The 17,907-nt window shown below is 63.2% G+C and carries 20 protein-coding genes; 8 read left to right on the top strand and 12 right to left on the bottom strand.

Features of this window, described 5'->3' with window-relative positions; all coding sequences use genetic code 11:
• Positions 1-52: 52 nt before the first annotated feature.
• Entirely contained in the window at positions 53-1,270 is a 1,218-nt protein-coding gene (locus LB556_RS30440) for an AI-2E family transporter (RefSeq protein ID WP_224571154.1), read from the top strand.
• Positions 1,271-1,286: 16 nt separating this feature from the next.
• On the opposite strand, the gene LB556_RS30435 is transcribed toward LB556_RS30440, so the two are convergent.
• The 3 genes from LB556_RS30435 to LB556_RS30425 all read right to left on the bottom strand — a co-directional run bounded on the left by LB556_RS30435 (position 1,287) and on the right by LB556_RS30425 (position 3,683).
• Positions 1,287-2,183, bottom strand: a complete 897-nt coding sequence (locus tag LB556_RS30435; RefSeq protein ID WP_224571153.1) for a DMT family transporter — start codon at positions 2,181-2,183, stop codon at positions 1,287-1,289.
• A 130-nt stretch (positions 2,184-2,313) separates the two neighbouring features.
• Positions 2,314-3,072: an arginyltransferase gene (locus LB556_RS30430; RefSeq protein ID WP_224571152.1), complete on the bottom strand. Its 759-nt coding sequence runs from the start codon at positions 3,070-3,072 to the stop codon at positions 2,314-2,316.
• A 140-nt stretch (positions 3,073-3,212) separates the two neighbouring features.
• On the bottom strand, positions 3,213-3,683 hold the full coding sequence (locus LB556_RS30425) for an RDD family protein (protein ID WP_224571151.1): 471 nt from the start codon (positions 3,681-3,683) through the stop codon (positions 3,213-3,215).
• Between the two features lie 202 nt (positions 3,684-3,885).
• Here LB556_RS30425 and sthA point away from each other — a divergent pair, with 202 nt between their 5' ends.
• A complete protein-coding gene (sthA, locus tag LB556_RS30420; RefSeq protein WP_224571150.1) occupies positions 3,886-5,274 on the top strand; it encodes a Si-specific NAD(P)(+) transhydrogenase in 1,389 nt (462 codons plus the stop codon).
• Between the two features lie 116 nt (positions 5,275-5,390).
• Here the strand turns inward: sthA and LB556_RS30415 are convergent, their stop codons facing one another.
• The 5 genes from LB556_RS30415 to LB556_RS30395 form a co-directional block, all read right to left on the bottom strand.
• Complete coding sequence (locus LB556_RS30415; protein ID WP_224571149.1) at positions 5,391-6,500, bottom strand: hypothetical protein; 1,110 nt, start codon at positions 6,498-6,500, stop codon at positions 5,391-5,393.
• Complete coding sequence (locus LB556_RS30410; protein WP_224571148.1) at positions 6,500-7,114, bottom strand: 5-bromo-4-chloroindolyl phosphate hydrolysis family protein; 615 nt, start codon at positions 7,112-7,114, stop codon at positions 6,500-6,502. The genes LB556_RS30415 and LB556_RS30410 overlap by 1 nt, the downstream gene beginning before the upstream one ends.
• Before the next feature lie 10 nt (positions 7,115-7,124).
• Positions 7,125-8,696, bottom strand: a complete 1,572-nt coding sequence (locus tag LB556_RS30405) for a substrate-binding domain-containing protein (RefSeq protein WP_224571147.1) — start codon at positions 8,694-8,696, stop codon at positions 7,125-7,127.
• Between the two features lie 11 nt (positions 8,697-8,707).
• A complete protein-coding gene (locus LB556_RS30400; RefSeq protein WP_224571146.1) occupies positions 8,708-9,787 on the bottom strand; it encodes a toxic anion resistance protein in 1,080 nt (359 codons plus the stop codon).
• Between the two features lie 192 nt (positions 9,788-9,979).
• Entirely contained in the window at positions 9,980-10,639 is a 660-nt protein-coding gene (locus LB556_RS30395) for an alpha/beta hydrolase (RefSeq protein WP_224571145.1), read from the bottom strand.
• Positions 10,640-10,840: 201 nt separating this feature from the next.
• On the opposite strand from LB556_RS30395, the gene LB556_RS30390 reads away from it, so the two are divergent.
• Positions 10,841-12,043 (top strand): OpgC family protein, encoded by a 1,203-nt coding sequence (locus LB556_RS30390; protein ID WP_224571144.1) that lies wholly within the window; start codon positions 10,841-10,843, stop codon positions 12,041-12,043.
• Between the two features lie 16 nt (positions 12,044-12,059).
• On the opposite strand, the gene LB556_RS30385 is transcribed toward LB556_RS30390, so the two are convergent.
• Positions 12,060-13,136 carry a LacI family DNA-binding transcriptional regulator gene (locus LB556_RS30385; protein ID WP_224571143.1) on the bottom strand — a complete coding sequence of 359 codons (1,077 nt, stop codon included), beginning with the start codon at positions 13,134-13,136 and terminating at the stop codon, positions 12,060-12,062.
• A 162-nt stretch (positions 13,137-13,298) separates the two neighbouring features.
• On the opposite strand from LB556_RS30385, the gene LB556_RS30380 reads away from it, so the two are divergent.
• On the top strand, positions 13,299-13,442 hold the full coding sequence (locus tag LB556_RS30380) for a hypothetical protein (RefSeq protein ID WP_224571142.1): 144 nt from the start codon (positions 13,299-13,301) through the stop codon (positions 13,440-13,442).
• Between the two features lie 59 nt (positions 13,443-13,501).
• On the top strand, positions 13,502-13,651 hold the full coding sequence (locus LB556_RS30375) for a hypothetical protein (RefSeq protein ID WP_224571141.1): 150 nt from the start codon (positions 13,502-13,504) through the stop codon (positions 13,649-13,651).
• A gap of 15 nt (positions 13,652-13,666) precedes the next feature.
• On the opposite strand, the gene LB556_RS30370 is transcribed toward LB556_RS30375, so the two are convergent.
• Entirely contained in the window at positions 13,667-14,032 is a 366-nt protein-coding gene (locus tag LB556_RS30370; protein ID WP_224571140.1) for a DUF423 domain-containing protein, read from the bottom strand.
• Between the two features lie 39 nt (positions 14,033-14,071).
• Complete coding sequence (locus LB556_RS30365; RefSeq protein ID WP_224571139.1) at positions 14,072-15,322, bottom strand: MFS transporter; 1,251 nt, start codon at positions 15,320-15,322, stop codon at positions 14,072-14,074.
• 117 nt (positions 15,323-15,439) lie between these two features.
• Between LB556_RS30365 and LB556_RS30360 the strand changes: the two genes are divergently transcribed.
• Together LB556_RS30360 and LB556_RS30355 are read left to right on the top strand one after the other, a co-directional pair.
• Complete coding sequence (locus LB556_RS30360; RefSeq protein ID WP_224571138.1) at positions 15,440-16,105, top strand: GntR family transcriptional regulator; 666 nt, start codon at positions 15,440-15,442, stop codon at positions 16,103-16,105.
• A gap of 8 nt (positions 16,106-16,113) precedes the next feature.
• Complete coding sequence (locus LB556_RS30355) at positions 16,114-16,467, top strand: DUF982 domain-containing protein (RefSeq protein ID WP_411908627.1); 354 nt, start codon at positions 16,114-16,116, stop codon at positions 16,465-16,467.
• Positions 16,468-16,527: 60 nt separating this feature from the next.
• Here the strand turns inward: LB556_RS30355 and LB556_RS30350 are convergent, their stop codons facing one another.
• Positions 16,528-16,674: a hypothetical protein gene (locus tag LB556_RS30350; protein WP_224571137.1), complete on the bottom strand. Its 147-nt coding sequence runs from the start codon at positions 16,672-16,674 to the stop codon at positions 16,528-16,530.
• Between the two features lie 190 nt (positions 16,675-16,864).
• Between LB556_RS30350 and LB556_RS30345 the strand changes: the two genes are divergently transcribed.
• Positions 16,865-17,836, top strand: coding sequence for a glycosyl transferase family 90 (locus LB556_RS30345; protein WP_224571136.1), 972 nt, complete (start codon positions 16,865-16,867; stop codon positions 17,834-17,836).
• Positions 17,837-17,907: the final 71 nt, after the last annotated feature.

Here is a 17,907-nt window from a genome sequence, read left to right as displayed (position 1 = left end):
ATTGCTCCACTATGTCGGTGCATAACTGGATGGGCCGGGGAGAACAGGGCGCTTGAAGGAAACCAGGATCCAGAAACCGGAACGACAGCAGCGCCTGTTCGGGCTGTCGACACCGCTCCGGTCGGCCGTCATTCCGCCGCTGTCCGCGGCGCGCTGGCTGCTGGTGCTGATCGTTGCCGCCGGCGTCTATTTCTTCCACGGTTTCCTGTTCCCGGTGCTGGCCGCGCTCGTCATCGCCTTCGCCAGCTGGCCGCTCTACCGTCGCCTGCTGGTCGGCGTTGGCGGCAACCGCACCATAGCCGCCACCTTTGCCATCCTGTTCATCCTTGCCTTCCTGGTGGTGCCGATCGCGCTTGCCGGCACCTATGCCATCAACGAGGTGCGCGAATGGGTCGGGTGGGCGATAGAGACCAACCGGCACGGTGCGGTGACGCCGCCCTGGATCGCCACCATGCCTGTCGTGGGTGAGTGGCTGAACGAACAATGGACGACCAATCTCGGCCATCCCGGCGGCATCGGCGAATTGATCCAGCTGGTCAGCGGCGCCAATATCGGCAGCATCTACCGCGGCGCGCTCGCCGCCGGCGGCAGCGCTTTCAGCCTCTTTCTGACACTGCTGTTCATGATGATCGCCCTGTTTTTCGCCTATCGCGACGGCGAGAATTTCGCTGGCCAGATCGATCGCCTCGGCGAACGCATCCTGCCGACCCGCTGGGAGCGGATTTCGCGCGTCGTGCCGGCGACCATTTCCTCGACCGTGACGGGCATGACCGTGATTGCCATCGGCGAGGGGCTGGTGCTGGGCATTGCCTACTGGCTGGCCGGGGTGCCGTCACCTGTGACGCTGGGCGCGCTGACCGGCGTGATGGCGCTTATCCCCGGCGGTGCGCCGCTGTCCTTCACCCTGGTGTCGATCTACCTCGCCGCCAGCGGCTCGCCGATGGCCGGCCTGGCGCTGTTCCTATGGGGAACGGTCGAACTGTTCATCGTCGACAAGACCTTGCGGCCGAAACTCGTCGGCGGGCCGATAAAGCTGCCCTTCCTTCCGACCTTTTTCGGCCTGATCGGTGGCGTCAAGACGATGGGCTTTCTCGGTCTGTTCATCGGCCCGGTGCTGATGGCCCTGCTGGTCGCGATCTGGCGTGAGTGGCTGCGCGAGGTGGAACTCTCCGACGAGACGACAACTGGCCCGGCGGCCGGGATCGAGACCGGACCACAGATCGAGGTCCTGCCCGAACCGGGTGCGGCGAAGAAGGCCAGCGCCGGATAAGGACTTCGGTGCGGCTCTACGCTGGATGGTGCACCGCAAGGTCGCCGCGCCGCTTGCGCCCATCATGCAACTGCCAGAGCGAATGGGCGACCAGCGTGACGATCAGGATGCCGCCGCCGATCAGGCTGTTGCGGGTCGGCGTCTCGGCGAAGATCAACCACACCCAGATCGGCGCCAGCACGGTTTCGAGCAAATAGAACATCGCCACCTCCGGTCCCGAAATGTATTTCGGTCCGGCGGCGAGGCAGAAGAACGAGATCGGCATGATGACGGCGCCATTGAAGATGATCCACCATGGTGCGTTCACGTGCAAGCCTTCGCCTGTCACCATGAAGGTGGCCAGCCCAAGCGGCAGAAGGACGCCGATGAGCGAGGTGAATCCCATGTCCTTGCCGCTGGCGCGCGAGATGGTGATGGCGACCGCGATGAAGAAGGCCGAGCAGAGTGCCATGAAATCGCCGAACAGCTTGCCTGTGCCGACGGAGCCGCCGACGATGACGAGCACGCCGAGGATCATGACCAACATCGCCGCGACCGTCACCGCCCTTGGTCTTTCCCTCAGGAATATCCAGGACAGCAAGCCAGCGAACACGGTGTTGAAGGCCAGGATGAACACCAGATCGGCGGTCGAGGTGTGGAACACTGCGGTGACGAAGCTGATGGAGGTCAGCCCATAGCATATCGCCACGATCAGCCCGGACCAGCCGGGGATGAGCGGCGGAACATTCCGGCTCAGCGCGCGCCAGACCGACCAGATGATCATCGCGGCGATGAAAGTGGTCCCGGTTCGCAGCAAAAGGATTGTCCAGGCGCCGCCATCCGCAAGGCGGATCAACGGTATGTCGACGGTCAATGTCAGTCCGCCGATGGCGGTTATCAAAACACCCTTCTGGTGATCATGGTGAGAGGACATGCAGGCACTTTCGCAATGAATGCAGGCGGCGGCCGATCGGCGTAGTCGCGCACTCTCCAGCCGGGCGGCTGAAAGACCAGCACCCCCTGCCTTGAAACAGTTTAAGCGTGGATCGAGGGAAAACTCAGCGTCAGACCGCTTCGTTGGTATAGCGCTCCCAGCCTTTTGGGCCGAGATGCTCCTGCGGCATGAAGCGCATCTTATAATTCATCTTGCGCGAACCATTGACCCAGTAGCCAAGGTAGACATGGGGCAGTCCCATCGCCTTGGCGCGCGCGATATGATCGAGGATCATGAACGTGCCAAGCGAGCGGCTTTCGAAATCGGGATTGAAATAGGAATAAACCATCGACAGGCCGTCGGCCATCTTGTCGGTGAGCGCGACCGCGATGAGTTCACCCTGACCCTTGCCGGTGATGAAGGTATCGGGTCCGCGCCGCCGGTATTCGATCACCTTGGTGTCGACATGGGTATCCTCGACCATCATGGCGTAGTCGAGCACCGTCATATCGGACATGCCGCCGCGGCGGTGGCGGGCGTCGAGGTAGCCGCGAAACAGCGAATATTGTTCGGTCGAGGGCTCGGCATTGTGCATGGCGCCGACGAGGTCGGAATTGTGCTGCAGCACGCGCTTCATGTTGCGGCTGGCGGTAAACTCCTGGGCCAGGATGCGTACGGATACACAGGCGCGGCAGGTTTCGCAGGCCGGCCTGTAGGCGATGTTCTGCGAGCGCCGGAAGCCGCCTTGCGTGAGCAGGTCGTTCATCTCCGGGGCCTTGTCGCCGACCAGATGCGTGAACACCTTGCGCTCGAACTGGCCGTCGAGATACGGGCACGGCGACGGCGCGGTCAGGAAAAACTGCGGCGACTGGGTCGGATGCTGCGTCATCGAGCCTTGGAGACACTCCTTCGAATCGCTCTACCTTTGGCTCCGGCGGCGAAAAATTCAACAGGATTGTGAAGGTGTGGTTGCCTTAACACCTTCACATTTGCGCTCAAGGGACCGTAGTTTTCTCGTGAGCGGCGGTTTTAGCGGCCAGTACGGCTGACGACAGTGCCCAGCAAAAGATCGTGCAGCGTGCGCTTGCGATCGGTGAACAGGGTCACCAGCAGGACCAGCGGCGACAGGATGACGTTGCCGGCCCAGAACAGCACGGAATGGACGACAGCGGTGAGGCCATCGATCTGCGTGCCGTCAAGACGGTCGAGGCGAATGCCCATTATCCTCATGCCGGTGGTGGCCTGGTCGGAACTGCCCAGCGTGTTCCAGATGTAGAGGATGGCGACTCCCGGCACCAGGACGCCGAACAGCATCCAGCCAAGGCCAAGGGTCAAAATCCCGAGGAAGAACACCAGGATGGCGAACGGAATGGTCAGCAGGGCGACGATGATATAGTCGAGCACAAAGGCCAGGACGCGCCTTGTACGCACGCCTTCGTAAGCCCTGACATCGTCCAGCCGGGTGTTGGTGATGTCGCCGTCGAGAACGCGAGCGTTCATGTCATTTCCTCGTAACAGGGGCCTGTTTAGCCTGTGCCCCACCTCACCAGAAATGGTGAAGGGTCACGGCGGAATCAAGATCGGACCGTTTCGCCGCGCGCCGGGCAGCGTAGAGCGGGCCAACGATCTGAACCGGTTGAATTTGCGGTGTGAATGGCGTTAGCTTGCTGCGGCGCAACAAGACGCCGAGGGGGCGGGCAATATGGACTACGACATGCTGGTCATCGGCAGCGGCCCCTCGGGCCGCCGCGCGGCGGTGCAATCGGCCAAACTCGGCAAATCGGTGCTGGTGGTCGATCGGGGCCGGCGTCTTGGCGGCGTCTCGGTGCACACCGGCACCATCCCGTCGAAAACTTTGCGCGAGACGGTTCTCAACCTTTCGGGCTGGCGCGAGCGCGGCTTCTATGGACGCGGCTATCGGGTCAAGCAGGATATCTCGGTCGGCGACCTGATAGAGCGCCTGCACAAGACGCTCGACCATGAGGTCGAGGTGCTGCAGCATCAATTCATGCGCAACACGGTCAAGAGCGCCCGTGCCGCGGTCAAATTCATCAGCCCTAACAGGGTCAGCCTGACAGCGGACAATGGCGACTACAGCGAAGTCGGTTTCGCCAATGCGCTGATCGCGGTCGGCACCAGGCCGCATCGGCCGGCCGACGTACCCTTCGACAAGACCCGTGTCTTCGACAGTGACGAGATGCTCGAACTCCACCGCCTGCCGCGCACGCTGACGGTGATCGGCGCCGGCGTCATCGGCGTCGAATACGCCACGATCTTTTCCGCGCTCGACGTACCGGTGACGTTGGTCGAGCCGCGCAACTCCATCCTCGATTTCGTCGACCGGGAGATCGTCGACGATTTCATCCACCAGATGCGCGACCGCGGCATGACGATCAGGCTGGGCAGCGCTGTCAAGGAAATCCGCTCCAGGCCGGAAGCCGCCGAGGTGGAACTGGCCGATGGCCGAACCATCCGCTCCGAGGTCGTGCTCTACGCCGCCGGCCGTACCGGCAATATCGGCAGCCTCGGCCTCGACGTCGTCGGCATCGAAGCCGACTCCAGGGGTCGCATCAAGGTCGATCCGCAGACTTTCCAGACCAGCGTGCCCAATATCTACGCCGCTGGCGACGTCATCGGCTTTCCGAGCCTCGCCTCCACCTCGATGGAGCAGGGCAGGGTGGCCGCCTGCCATGCCTTTGGCATGACCCTGCAGGCGCCGCCGGAGACCTTTCCCTACGGCATCTATGCGGTGCCGGAGATCTCGACGGTCGGCCAGTCCGAGGAACAGGTGCGCCAAGGCGGCGGCGCCTATGAGGTTGGTGTCGCGCGCTTCCGCGAGACGTCGCGCGGCCACATCATGGGCGTCGACACCGGCTTCCTGAAGCTGTTGTTCTCGATCGAGACGCGGCGCCTGCTCGGCGCCCATATCGTCGGCGAGGGCGCCACCGAACTCATTCACATCGGCCAGGCGGTGATCAATCTCGGCGGCACGGTCGACTTCTTCGTCAACAACACCTTCAACTATCCGACGCTGGCGGAGGCCTACAAAATCGCAGGGCTCGACGCCTGGAACAGGATGGGGCGCGGGTAGGGCGCGACGGCTATTCAGCGGTCGCCGGCCTGTCCGCAAAAGCCGCATCGGTATCGCGCTGACGCCTCGGCGGCATGTTCGCAAGGCAGCGAAGTCGAACGCGGTTCGACGCGTGCTCAGCCTTCCAACTGGGCAAGCAACGACAGCATCACGTCCGCCGAGGGCATCGGCAGCACTGCCTCGATTTCCGCCGGCCGCACACCGGCGATCGCGGCATCGGCGCCGCCGGTGACGGTGCCGAGCGGACCGCGGAACCCGTGCTTCGACCAGGCCAGTTCCTGCAGTTTCGGGCTGGTCAGTGCCTCCAGCAACCGGTCGACCGATGGATCGATGACAATCAGCGGATGCGCCGAATAGACCGTGGGCCTGGGGTAGAGGATCTCGGGCTTGGCGCCGGCGCCCGCCTGCACCCTTTGCCAGCGTGCGGGATCGGCGAGCGCCCATTCGACCAACTGGTTTTCGTAGCCGACCACCATTGGCTCGGCGCCAAGCCCGCCGGCGATATACTGGTCGAACAGCTTTCCCGAGGATGACGACTTCAGGCCCATGCCGCGGAAGATCGCCTTGGCCTGGTCGCCATGCTGGGCAAGCAGTTCCTGTGTCGCCACGTCACCGCTCATCAGGCTCAGCACCAGGCCCGAAAACATGAAACCGGAATTCGACCGGTTGGGATCGGTCGAGACGATGCGGGCGCGGCCGTAAAGTTCGTCTATGCCGAGATCGGACCAGTTCTTGCCGGCCAGGATGGCATCGAGCAGGGCCTTGAGATCGAGCTGGTTGTAACCGCCCTTGGCGGCGACCGTGACCAGTCCGCTCTTCTTCAAGCCTTCGACCACCGGCCCCCAGGTGTAGACGACGATCGGCGAGTTGAGCACCACCTGGTCGTTGCGGACCGGGACGCCGCTTTTGCGAGCGAGGTCGACCATGATCGACGAGGACGGCCACAGGAACTGCGGCTTCTGCGACAAGAGCGCGGATTCGCGTACCATCTCCACCGAACCGGCGACGCGTGCGTCAAGCTCCAGCCCATAGCCACCAAGCGCGTGGACAACATCGGGATCGGCGAGGAAAGCCTGTTTCTCACCGCCGATGAAACCGAACAGATGCGCTTTGTTGCCGAGATAGCCGCGGAACTCGGGACGATCCTTCAGCGTCAGATAGCCGCCGGTGCCGGCAGCGGCGGCCGCCAGCAGACCCAGTCCGAAAGCGCGGCGCGAAATGGCCATCAGTGTCCGATATCCTCTTTCAGCGACTCCTGAATGAGTCGCAGGTCGACGTCGAGCGTGCCGAGTTCGCTATCGGCCAGGCTGTCGGCGTAATGCACGAAAGCGTCCTGCAGTTTGGTGATCACGGCGCCGACATTGGCAAGCCTTGCCTGGCTCGGTGCTCGTCGGTTGGCCAGCGTCGCGTAGCCTTCCGCCACTTCCGCAGCCTGCGGCACGTAGTAGGTGAGGAAACGCCGCACCGAGGGCGCGGTTTCCGGTTTCGTCTCGACCTTGGAAATGACGTCGGCAGCGATGTCGGACAGGTTCTTCACCTTGGCCTTCATGTCCTTGTCGGCGATCGATCCGGCGGCGGCCGACAGACGGTCCGCGGCCGGTTGCGCCTGCGCCAACAGTTCGCGGGCGAAAGCCACTTTGCTGCCGCTGAGCGTGCTGAGATCGAGCCCCTCGAAAAGCTGGCGCGGCGCCAGAACGAACACCAGCCCGGCAAAGACAAGCGCGGCGACGATCGCCGACACCAGAAACGGGAAATGCGTGTAGAAGCTCAGCCCCAGGAGCAGGGCCGCAGAAACGGCGCCTGCCACGATCCAGTTCCAGTCATTGCCGAAGCCACGCATCCGGCAGGCTCTAATTGTAGCCGCGCGCGGCGCGGAAGGCGCCGGCCAGGTCGCCGCTGCCGTCGAAGACCCGCGCCGAGGTCGCCTTGGCGAGGCTGTCGAGCTGGCTCTTGTCCGCATCTCCGAATGTGACGCCGAACACCGGCACGCGCACGGCGGCGCCGCGCCAGTGAGCGAGAAACAGGTCAGAGCCACCATCGGTGCGGCCGTCGGTCATGATGACGATGGCCGGCAGGTATTTTGAGAGATTCGCCGTGGCGACGATCTTCTGCAAAGCCTGGTCGGCGCAGGCATACATGTCGGTGCCGCCGCCGGCGCGCTGCTGGGCAACGTCCGCCAGCAACTCACCCTGGCCCGCCGCATCGCCGCTTGCCTCGAACGTGTCACGCACGACGGCGTCGAAAGGCAGCACGAAGATGCGGTCGGACGGCGTCCATTGCACCAGCACTTCGCTCGCCTTTTCCGGCGTGAACAGGAATTGGGCGGCCGCCTGCAACTGTTTCTCGCCCTGGTCTTGCATCGAGCCGGAGAAGTCGAAGCATAGTGCCGTCAGCGAAGGTTTGCGCAAGGCCTCCTGATAAAGGTCCAGTGCCTTGCGGATCACGGCCGGCTCCGGCATGCGAATCGATGTCACCAGCTTGCCGGGATCGAAGTTCCAATCCGGCTCGGCGGTGGCCTGGATTGCCGCGCCGCCGAGCGGCAGCCGGCGGCCGGTATCGGCGATGCGTTTGCGCACGGCGTCGGACTGCAGATAGGCGAGCAGGTCGGTGAAGAATTTTTCGACATCGGCTCCGCGCCCGTGGTCGATGAAGCCGAGCGGCGAGTCGCCGACCGCGACGCCGTCGGCCGGATAGATGGCATAGAGCGGCTCCTTGCCCATCTGCTTGAGCTTGTCGTTGGTCTCCTTCAGCGTCGCCTCGTAGTTCCACATCGCGTCGTAGACGGTGCCCTTGCCGGCGCTGTCGACGTAGAGGTCGGCAAGCCAGCCCGACGAGCCTGACGAACGCTCGACGCCTTGCAGCAGCGTGCCGACCGTGTCGCGCACGCTCGGATTGTCGAGATCGCCCGGCTCGATCACTTCCTTGCCGCCAAGCGCGCTGGACAGCATGGCGAGGTAGGCGCTGGCGCCCGAATTGGACTGCGTCGCCGACGTCATCAGGAATTTCAGCTTGCCGTCCTTCACCGCGGCCAGGATGTCCTTCATGAACACCGGTTTGCCGACCCAGCCAAGTTCGGCGGCCTTGGATTTGCGCACGCCCAGAATAACCGGCATCTGCGCGATCGAAGTCAGGTTGCGCACCTTGCGGCCGGTGTCGAACAGGTCGACCCAGACGCTCGATGCCGGCCACACCGCGTCCTGGTCGAGACCGCCGGGCTTCTGCAGGCCAAGGCCGATGTCGAGGGAGCCTTTATAGGAAACAGTGCAGGTCGCGCCCTGCTTGGCGCAGAATTCCTGAACGATCGGCTCCAGCACCGTGTTTTCGGAGCCGGAGACGATCGAGAATTTCACATGGCTCGAATTGCAGGCCGCCAGCAGCACCGCGAAGGCGAGCAGCAGAACGGACGTCAGCGTCTTCGGCATGGCGGTTCCGATCAGGCCTGGGTCAGCGCTTTCTTCAGATCGATCGTCATCTGGTCCATCTGCTTTTCGGCGTCGGCCCGCTTTTGGCGGCCCTCCTGCTGGACCTTGAGCACGCCTTGCACCGTGTCTATGAGGTCGCGATTGGCCTGCGCCAGCGTTTCGACATCGACAATGCCGCGCTGCGCCTGCTCCTCGATCGAGATCGCCTGATCCTTCATCATTTTCGACGTCTGGCGGATCATCTCGTTGGTGGCGTCAGTCACCGTCTTTTGCAGTTCGAGCGCCGACTTCTGGTTGGTCAGTCCAAGCAGGATGACCATCTTCTGCTTCCATGCGGGCACGGTGAGCGCCGATGTCGCCTGCAGGTTCTCGATCAGCGTCTCGTCGCCGGACTGGACGATGCGGATCTGCGGCAATTGCTGGATGCCAAGCTGGCGCGCCTGAACCAGGTAGAAGACGCGCTTTTCCAGCCGATCGAGCGCCTGCACCGCGTCTTGATAGGTCTGCGCCTCCAACGTGCCGCCGACGTCGCCGCCGGCCGAATCCGCCGATATCTTCAGCTTCGGCAACTCGTTGGCGCGATAATCGTCGACGAACTTCTTGCCGGCCTGCACATAGGCATCGAGCTTGAGGATGGAATCCTTGGTCTGTTCATGCAGGTCGTCGAGCACCGCGATATCGCGCCGCAACGTGTCCTTGTGGCGGTCGAGTTCAAGACCGATGCGGTCGATCTGTCCCGCCACGTCCTCGTATTTTTCCTTGAAGCGTTCGAGCCGTGCCTTGAACGACGAGAACAGGCCACTGAGAAATCCCTGGTCCTTCAGCGAGGCCGGATCGAGATTTTTGGCCTTCATGATGATGTCGGTCAGGAGATCGCCGGTGTCCCCAAGATCGCGGTTGCGCAACTGGCCCAGGATCTTGTCGGCATAGTCGCTGACGGCCTGCTGGGCACGGTCCCCATAAACCGAAATGCCGGCACGATCCCTGACGTCGATCGTGCTTTCGATCCTGGCGATGTCCGACGGATCGGCAACGATTGCCGGCAATGTCGAAGTGTCGTCGAGCAGAGTGATGCTGTTCTTGTCGGCCATGCAGACCTCCCCTCAGTGAACAGTATCTCGATAGGCAATCTGTAACAGTGATATGTCGCCGCTGTGGACAATGGAAGAGCCGGGCTGTTTTGTTGGTGAATCGCCGCGTCTCGGCCCGTGCGGCGGCGTATCTTACCCTGTTGCCGCTCGCTGCCATACGGGTCGCCGCCTGGCGCGAGCAGGCCGGCCTGCCTACGTCACGACATCAGATCCCGCCAGCCAGTGCCTGACGATCACGGCATCCGGGTCGCCGATTTCGTGGCCCGATGGAACAATCCGGGCGTCGATTTCTGTGCCGTGCCGGCTGAGCAGCGTCACCAGGGCCGGCGCGAACGGCCCGTAGGTCTCGTCGGCGGCTCCGGCAATGATCAGCGTCCGTGTTCCCGCAAGGTCCGCCGCCGGCACATGGTCGAGCACAGGCATTGGCCTCAGCAGCGCCGCACTGCGGACGATGCCGGGGTGAAGCAGCATCAGGCTCGAAACCAGATTGGCGCCGTTCGAATAGCCGAGGAATGTTACGCGATTGAGATCAAGCCCGTGGCGCGCGACGGCTTGGCCGGCGAATGCGGCGAAGGCAGCTGTCTCCGCGTGAATGCTTGTCTGCTCGAAAGTGGTCGGCGTGATTCGTTCGAACCAGCGAAAACCCTCCTCCTGGGGGATACGGCCACGCACCGCGATCAGGACGGCGCCGGGTGCCATGCGCCTCGCCAGCGCCACCATGCTTGTCTCGTCGACACCCGATCCATGCAGCAGGAACAGGCATCCACGGCCGCCGTCGCCGTCGCCGAGGAGACGATACGGAAAGGCCAGATCCAGGATCAACGGGCCGTTTTCGACGTTGGCGCCGGTCATATCGCATCCCGTTGATTGTATGAGGTTTCGCTCAATTTGCCGGCTTCAAAACGCAATGTTTCCATGCTCCGTGAAAGTTGATTGAACCAGGCGCATTCCAGCCCGTTTCCGCGTCGATATAATCCCGGTGGGAAGAATCGAAGCGGTGCGTGGGGGGTCGCATTGCTGGATACGAACAACCAGCTTTGAGGCCTTTTGTCGATGACCATCCCTGTTTCGCCAGATCGCGATTTGCGCGTCTTGCAGCAACGCGACACGCGTATCGATGTACTGCGCGCGCTGGCCCTGCTTACGATCTTCATCGACCATGTGCCGGGCACGGCTTTCGAGGCCCTGACCTACAGGAATTTCGGCTTCTCGGACGCGGCCGAAGCGTTCGTGCTGATTTCCGGCATCTCGGTCGCGCTCGCCTACGGCACGAAATTCCGGCCGGGAGGCCGGCTTCTGGCTACCTTGAAGATGTGGCGGCGGGCGGGTGTGCTCTACGTCGCCCATATCGTCACGACGATGGTGGTGATGGCGCTGTTCTGCGCCGTGGCGGTGCTTGCCAGTCGGCCGGAACTGCTGAAGCTCATCAACCTCGAGCCGCTGATGAAGAACACCCCCCAGGTGCTGGTCGGCATCGCCACGCTCGGCCACCAGCTCGGCTACAACAACATCCTTCCGGTCTACGCAGCGCTGCTTTTGATGGCGCCGGCCTTCGTCCTGTTCGTCAACTACAGGCCCGTCGCGGCCCTCGCCGTATCAGGCACGCTGTGGCTCGTAGCCGGAATCTGGCAGATCGCGCCGCCCAATTATCCCGAGCCCGGCTTCTGGTTCCTCAATCCGCTCTCCTGGCAGTTCCTGTTCAACATCGGCCTTGCCGCCATGCTGCATGTCAGGCGCGGCGGTGTCATTCCGGTCAACCGCTGGCTTGTCGGCGCGGCCGCGGCCTATGTGCTGGCGGCGCTGGCGTGGGTGCATAGCCCGCTCTGGGGGAAGATAACGTGGTTCAACCTGCCGGTGGTGATCGGCGGCTTCGACAAGACGTTCCTGTCGCTGCCGCGGCTGTTGCACATCCTGGCGGTCAGCTACCTCGTCGTTGCCCTGCCGGCACTGTCAAATCTTTTCCGCACCAACCCTGACCATCCGCTGGCGATCTTGGGCAAACGATCGCTGCCGGTCTTCATCGCCGGCACGCTGATCGCCATGGTTGCCCAGGTAATGAAGCTGATCAATCCGGGCGGGTTCGTCTATGACAGCCTGCTGATATCGGCCGGCATCGCGATGCAGTTCGCGCTCGCCTTCTATCTCGAATGGCTGTCGACCATGAGTGGTTCGGGCAAGCCCCGCACGACCCAAAAGGATTCCTCGCCGGCTGGCGCGCCTTTCGGTGTTTCTGCCGTGGCAACGGCCAACCGATAGGCGTTCGGCGTGCGGTTCAACCACGGGGCGGGCCCGACGAGCCCCGCACGATCAGTTCGACCGGCAGTTGGTGTCGGCTGACCGGGCCGTCGCTCTCCAGGATCGCCCTGACGGCCAGGCGGCCCATCTCGGCAATCGGCTGCGCGATGGTGGTCAATGGTGGCTCGGACACCGCTGCTTCGGGAACACCGTCGAAACCGACGACGGAAACATCGTCAGGCACGCGCAGTCCGCGTGCGCTCAGCCATTCGAGTGCCACCAGGGCTATTCTGTCCGACATGGCCAGGATGGCGGTGGGCGGCGTGTCGGAGGCGAAGACGGTTTCGAGCCCCGCCTTCGTGCTCGCCACGTCATTGGCGGTCTCGTAGACAGGCACTTTGGATGTATCGATGCCAACCCGCGCAAGCTCCCGGAGATAGCCGGTGAGGCGGTCGCGCGTCCCTGCATAGGTTGCGGCCCGGACCTGTTCGGGCAAAACAAGGCCCGTCCTGTCGTCGGCGAAGGGCAGCGCCAGGACGGCGAAGCGGCGATGTCCCAGATCGGTGAGATGGCGGGCCGCCAAGCCGGCGCCGGCGATGTTGTCGACCCCGATCGCCGCGACCGACCCGTCCTCGGAATCGAGGTCGAGCGCGACGAAGGGCAGCTTGCGCTCGCGTGCCAATTCCACCAGGCGCGAGCCGCCTTCGATGCAAAAGACGATGAAGCCGTCGACCAGAGCGCTCTGGATGTTCCAGGCAAGCTGCTCGTTGTTGGCGGCCGAGACCAGGGAGATGCCGGCTCCCGTCGCATCGCAGGCCTGCGAAATTCCCGCCATCATGACGCGCGCGAACGGATCGTCGAAGAAGTAGGAGAGGGGTTCGGCGGTGGCAACGCCGATGGCATTGACCTTGCCGGCGCGCAGCAGCCGTCCCTTTGGATCGGGTCCGGCATAACCCATCGCCTCGGCTGCCGCGCGAACCCGGTCGCGGACTTCCTCGCGCACGATCTCGGGGCGGCTGAATACATTGGACGCGGTGCCGTGCGAAACACCGGCGGCCTTTGCGATGTCGGCCAGCCGGACGGGTCGTCTATTGCCTGCGGTGAGTGACGACATTTGCGCGTGCCTCCTGACACTCATTTAGCACGTTCCCGATTTGCAGCCAGTGTTTTCATTGGATCGATTCAAAATCTGCTTGACCGGCGACCTGTCAGGGGTTTATCTTGAATCGATCCAAATGGGCGGCTTAGCCTGCTCGATTAGCCGGGGAAGAGTGCCATGCATCCCGTCAATTTTCTTTTCGACGACGTCTATCGCAATGACTGGAATGTCGGGTCGGCCACCGACAAAGCCAGGCGTCGTGGTGAAACTGGTCCATGGATTCGCGACCTTCGTTTCCTTGTGGTGCGCAAGCGGAGCTGACCAGGCGGCTCTTTTCGCACCCAATGATTGAACCGATTCAAAACCAAGGAGGATGAGTCATGCATCCCATCAAACATCTGTTCGAAGACATCTATCGCAACTACTGGGGCATCGCGCCGGCCGCGGAGCGACCCGAGGCGCGGCGCCGGGCAGAACCCGCGGCGCGCAATCGCGACCTTTGGGTTCGCCCGGAACGCCGCCGGGATTGAACCGGAGCGATCATTTCAGGGTCGCGGACGGGCCACGACGGAGATTGCTATCGCCAGCCAGCCGGCAATGAGCAGGGTGCCGCCGATTGGCGCCGACATCGGAAACAGCCTTGATCCCCAAAAATCGCGGGCGAGAAGATCGCCCGCGAAGAGCAGCAGTCCGGCAAGCAGAATCAGGCTTGCGATGCGCAGCCAGCGGTTTGCGCCGGTCAGACCAATGGCGAGAAAGACCGGCGCATGCATCAGGAGGAACGACGCGGCCGTGCCGGTGAAGGCGCCGCCGCGGTGCGCGGCCGCTGCCGACAGCGCCACACCCGACGCGCCGACGAGACCGCCGGCCAGCACGAGGAGGCGGCTGCCGTTTGGATCGGCGAGGTTCATGGTCGGCGTGCTCCTTCTTTTTTGCTGCTCGGGCAAGCCTCAGGGCTGGCCCGCTTCGAGCGCCATATGCCGTGTCCGCCGCGACTGGACAATCCAGTTGTAGACGGCGCCTAGCGCCATCAGCACCGACGTGCCGAGAAACACCGCCGGCATGCCGAAATGGCCACCCGCAAAACCACCGGCGAGCGGTCCCGCGACCTGCCCGACATACTGCGCCGAGATCGCCAGGCCAAGCACGTTGCCGCCAACGCCGTCGGGGATGTTGTGCCTGATGACACTGGTGATGCAGGGCAGCAGGCCGCCCAAAGCCAGACCCATCAGGAAACGCAGGCCGATAAGCTGCCAGGCGCTGGTGACAAAAGCCTGCGGGATGAGCAGCAGCGCCGAGACGGCGAGCGCTCCCACGACAACGTTCCAGTGCCCGATCCGGTCCGCGAGTCTGCCAAGCCATGATGCAGACAGGATGGTGCCGAGCGCGGCCGCCGACATCACAACGCCGGCGACCAGCGTCACCCGGCTCTGGTCCTCGATGAGTTGCTGTACATAGACGGTGATGATCGGCTCGATCGACATCGTGGCGAAGGCGAGCAGCATGCCGGTGGTCAGCATGGCCACGACCGGGCGCTTGTCCGGGATCCGTGACCAGCCGCTTTTCGGCTTTGCCGCCGCATCGGCTTTGGCTGGCCTGGGACGCGGGCTCTCCTTGATAAGGAAGGTCGTCGCCAGGAAGGCGAGGAAGATCACGCCGCCCGACAACAGAAAGGTGGCTCGAATGCCGATCACCGGCGGCAGCACGCCGCCGAGCAGGGGGCCGACCAGCGAGCCCGCCGTGATGCCCGCCGACAGGATGCCCAGCGCCCAGCCGGAGCGGTCCTTCGGCGTCTGCATGGCCACCAGTATGGTCGAACCCGAGGAATAGCCGCCGGCGAAGCCGATCAACAGGCGCAGCAGAACCAATTGCCAGACCGTTTCGACCATGCCCGTCAGCGACATGCAGATCGCCATGCCGAAAGAGGCGCGCACCAGCATCACCTTACGCCCGTAGCGGTCGCCCAGGCGTCCCCACAGCGGCGCGACCATCGCCGCGGCGAAGAAGGTGGCGCCATAGGCGATGCCGGACCACTGTACGATGGCGGCATGGCCCTGGGCGCCGAGTTGTTCGACATAGAGCGGCAGGAAGGGGAGCAGCAGGGTCATGGCGATCAGCGTGCTGAACGAGCCCGCGAAGCAGACGGCGAGATTGCGCCGCCAGTGGATGTTGTAGCCGCTTTGCGTGTCTTCCCGTGTCATGTCCTGCCTGCCCCCGGTATCGGCGCTTGTCGAGGATACCATTTTGGGATACCAAACTGGTATCCGTCATGAACTTCAAGCCGGTCGCTGTCAATGCGGCTTTGGAAAGGAAGCGCGATGTCGCAGATGCAGAATGTTGAGCGGCAGCTTCGCGAGATGATCCTGGCGCTCGAGATCGGGCCGGGAGAGCGGCTGACGGAGCGCTGGATCGAGGGCCGTTTCGGCGCCTCGCGCACGCCGGTCAGGGCGGCACTTCTGCGGTTGGAGACCGAGGGGCTGGTCGGCAGGGACGGGCGCGGCTGGACGGTCTCGCCGATCAACCTCGCCGAACTCGAGCAGATCGCGGTCTATCGCGAGGCGGTCGAGATCGCGGCGCTGCGGCTGACATGCGGGCAAGCCGACAAGAGCGCCATCGATGTCATCGAGGCGATGCTCGATTCCTGTGACGAAAACACCCCGCGCGAGGAATGGCATCGTGTCGGCATGGATTTTCACATCGAGCTGGCGCGGCTCTCCGGCAACGAATTCCTGTTCCGGGCGGTTCGTGATGCAATGACGCGCCTGTCGCGGGCCCGCTGGCTGGAAGTGCGTGATGAAACGGCTCTTGGCCGCGCCTGGCGCGAACATCGCGCCATCCTTGCCGCCACACGCCTCGGTCAGGCCGATGAAGCCGCGCGGCTGCTCTCGGCCCACATCGTCGGCAGCCGTGACCGGCTGGTGACGTCGCTCGCCAACGACCGACGTGGCCTTCGCGCCAGGGGATTTGCCGTAGTCGCTGCCTAGTGCGGTCCATGCGGCAGTGCGCTCGCGGAAAAAGCGGCGGCATCCAGGGCGAAGCGCACTTTCGGCCTCGCTTCGAGCAAGCCAATGGCGTAAGAGCGGCGATGGAAAACAATCGGTTTGAAACGCCTGTGACCGTGAAATCCGCCACGGCCGGAAGCACTCAGCTCTTGCGTTCTGCAAGGGAGGCTTCCGACTACCTCCTCAACAGCTGGCCCGGCAAGCGCAGCGCCAAGCATCGCGCGGCGCTGCAGGCCTGCCACGACGCGCTCGCCGGCGACAAGCCGGCGATGAATGCCCGCCGCGCTTTCATCGCCGCGGCGCGGGAGGTGGATGTTTTCATCAGCGACAAGGCGCCAGCCTGACATAGGCTGACACCGACAATTCGGATTGAGTCGCGGCCCGCATTCGCGGGCCGTACGACGTTACTCCTCGGTTTCGGTCTGCGTCTCGGTTTCAGGCTTCGAACGTTCGCGCGCGGCAACCTTGGCTGCCAGCTTTTCAGCCTTCTTGGCCGCTTTCTGGCGGTCGCGCTCCTTGCGTTCCTGATCGTAGTTTGGTGCTCGCGCCATATCGGCTCCTTTTTTCGCTGCCTTGCGGCCCTGAACCTGCCTAGGAGCATTAGCCGTCAAACACAACAGCTGAAGCGACAATGCCTGGATGCTGGCTGGAGGAGATGCGGGGCTTGCCAGATGGGCGCCATAATGATGTAGGAAACGCGGGCCAATGAATTGAGAACTGCCTGTTTTGATCAAGTGACCGATGGCCACAATTTCGCGGACCGCAGCAAGAGTTTTCTATTATGCGAGAAACGTTGCGCGCGATGTCGCTCCGCAAGCGCTGTTTCGCGCCAGGCTGGCTGGCCGTCTCGAAAGGGCCAGGCTTTCCGGTGAGGCGGCTCGCCGCAGGTTGAACTACTATAACAAACTGCAGGACGGCTTCGCGCCAAGTGCCAATGCCAAGCGCATCGGCAAACTGCCCTTCACGCCGACCATGTATTATTACGACCTGAAGGAATTCGCCCGCTACTTCGATCCCGGCCTGCTCATCGACCTGGAATTCGGCGACGTCAGAAAGGTGCCCAAGGTGCCCTCGATCGTCAAGGACCGGCCAATCCGGGCCGACGACAGCAACGCGATCATCATGAAGCTCGACAAGTTTCGTCACTTCCAGATGGCTGCTGACGCCATGTCGTTCGCCGACAAGCTGCCGGCCGTGGTCTGGCGCGGCGATCTCAACAACCCGATCAGGACAAGGTTTCTCGAGGCCGTGCGCGACCTGCCGTTCTGTGATGCCGGTTCGCACAAGCCCAACGCGCCGGCCGAATACGCCAAGCCTTTTCTCACCATCAGCCAGCACCAGCGCTACCGCTACATCGTCTCGCTCGAAGGCAATGACGTGGCGACCAATCTCAAATGGATCATGAATTCGAAGTCGCTCTGCATGATGCCGCCACCGACTTATGAGACATGGTTCGCGGAGCGGCAGCTCGAAGCCAATGTGCATTACGTGCCGCTCGATGCGGATTTCTCGAACCTTTCGGACCAAGTGGCCTATTTCGAGCGGAATCCAGCGAAGGCGGAGCGCATCATCGCCGCCGCGAACGCCTATTGCCGGACATTCGACGACGAGCGGACCGAACAGGCGATCTCCCTGCTGGTGCTCTACAAATACTTCGTGCTCTCGGGTCAGATCAAACCCGATGCGCAGGTGTGGCGCTACATAACGGGCTAAAGCCTGTCGCGTTTTAAAGGATTCAGGATTCCCCTTGGTTTGAGTTCGTGATTCATTGCGGTTGAAAGGAG

Origin of the sequence: Mesorhizobium sp. ES1-4, from assembly GCF_020164745.1 — a bacterium.
Lineage (GTDB): Bacteria > Pseudomonadota > Alphaproteobacteria > Rhizobiales > Rhizobiaceae > Mesorhizobium.
Note: the sequence above shows the minus strand (reverse complement) of the source record. Positions and strands in the feature narration are given on the sequence as shown.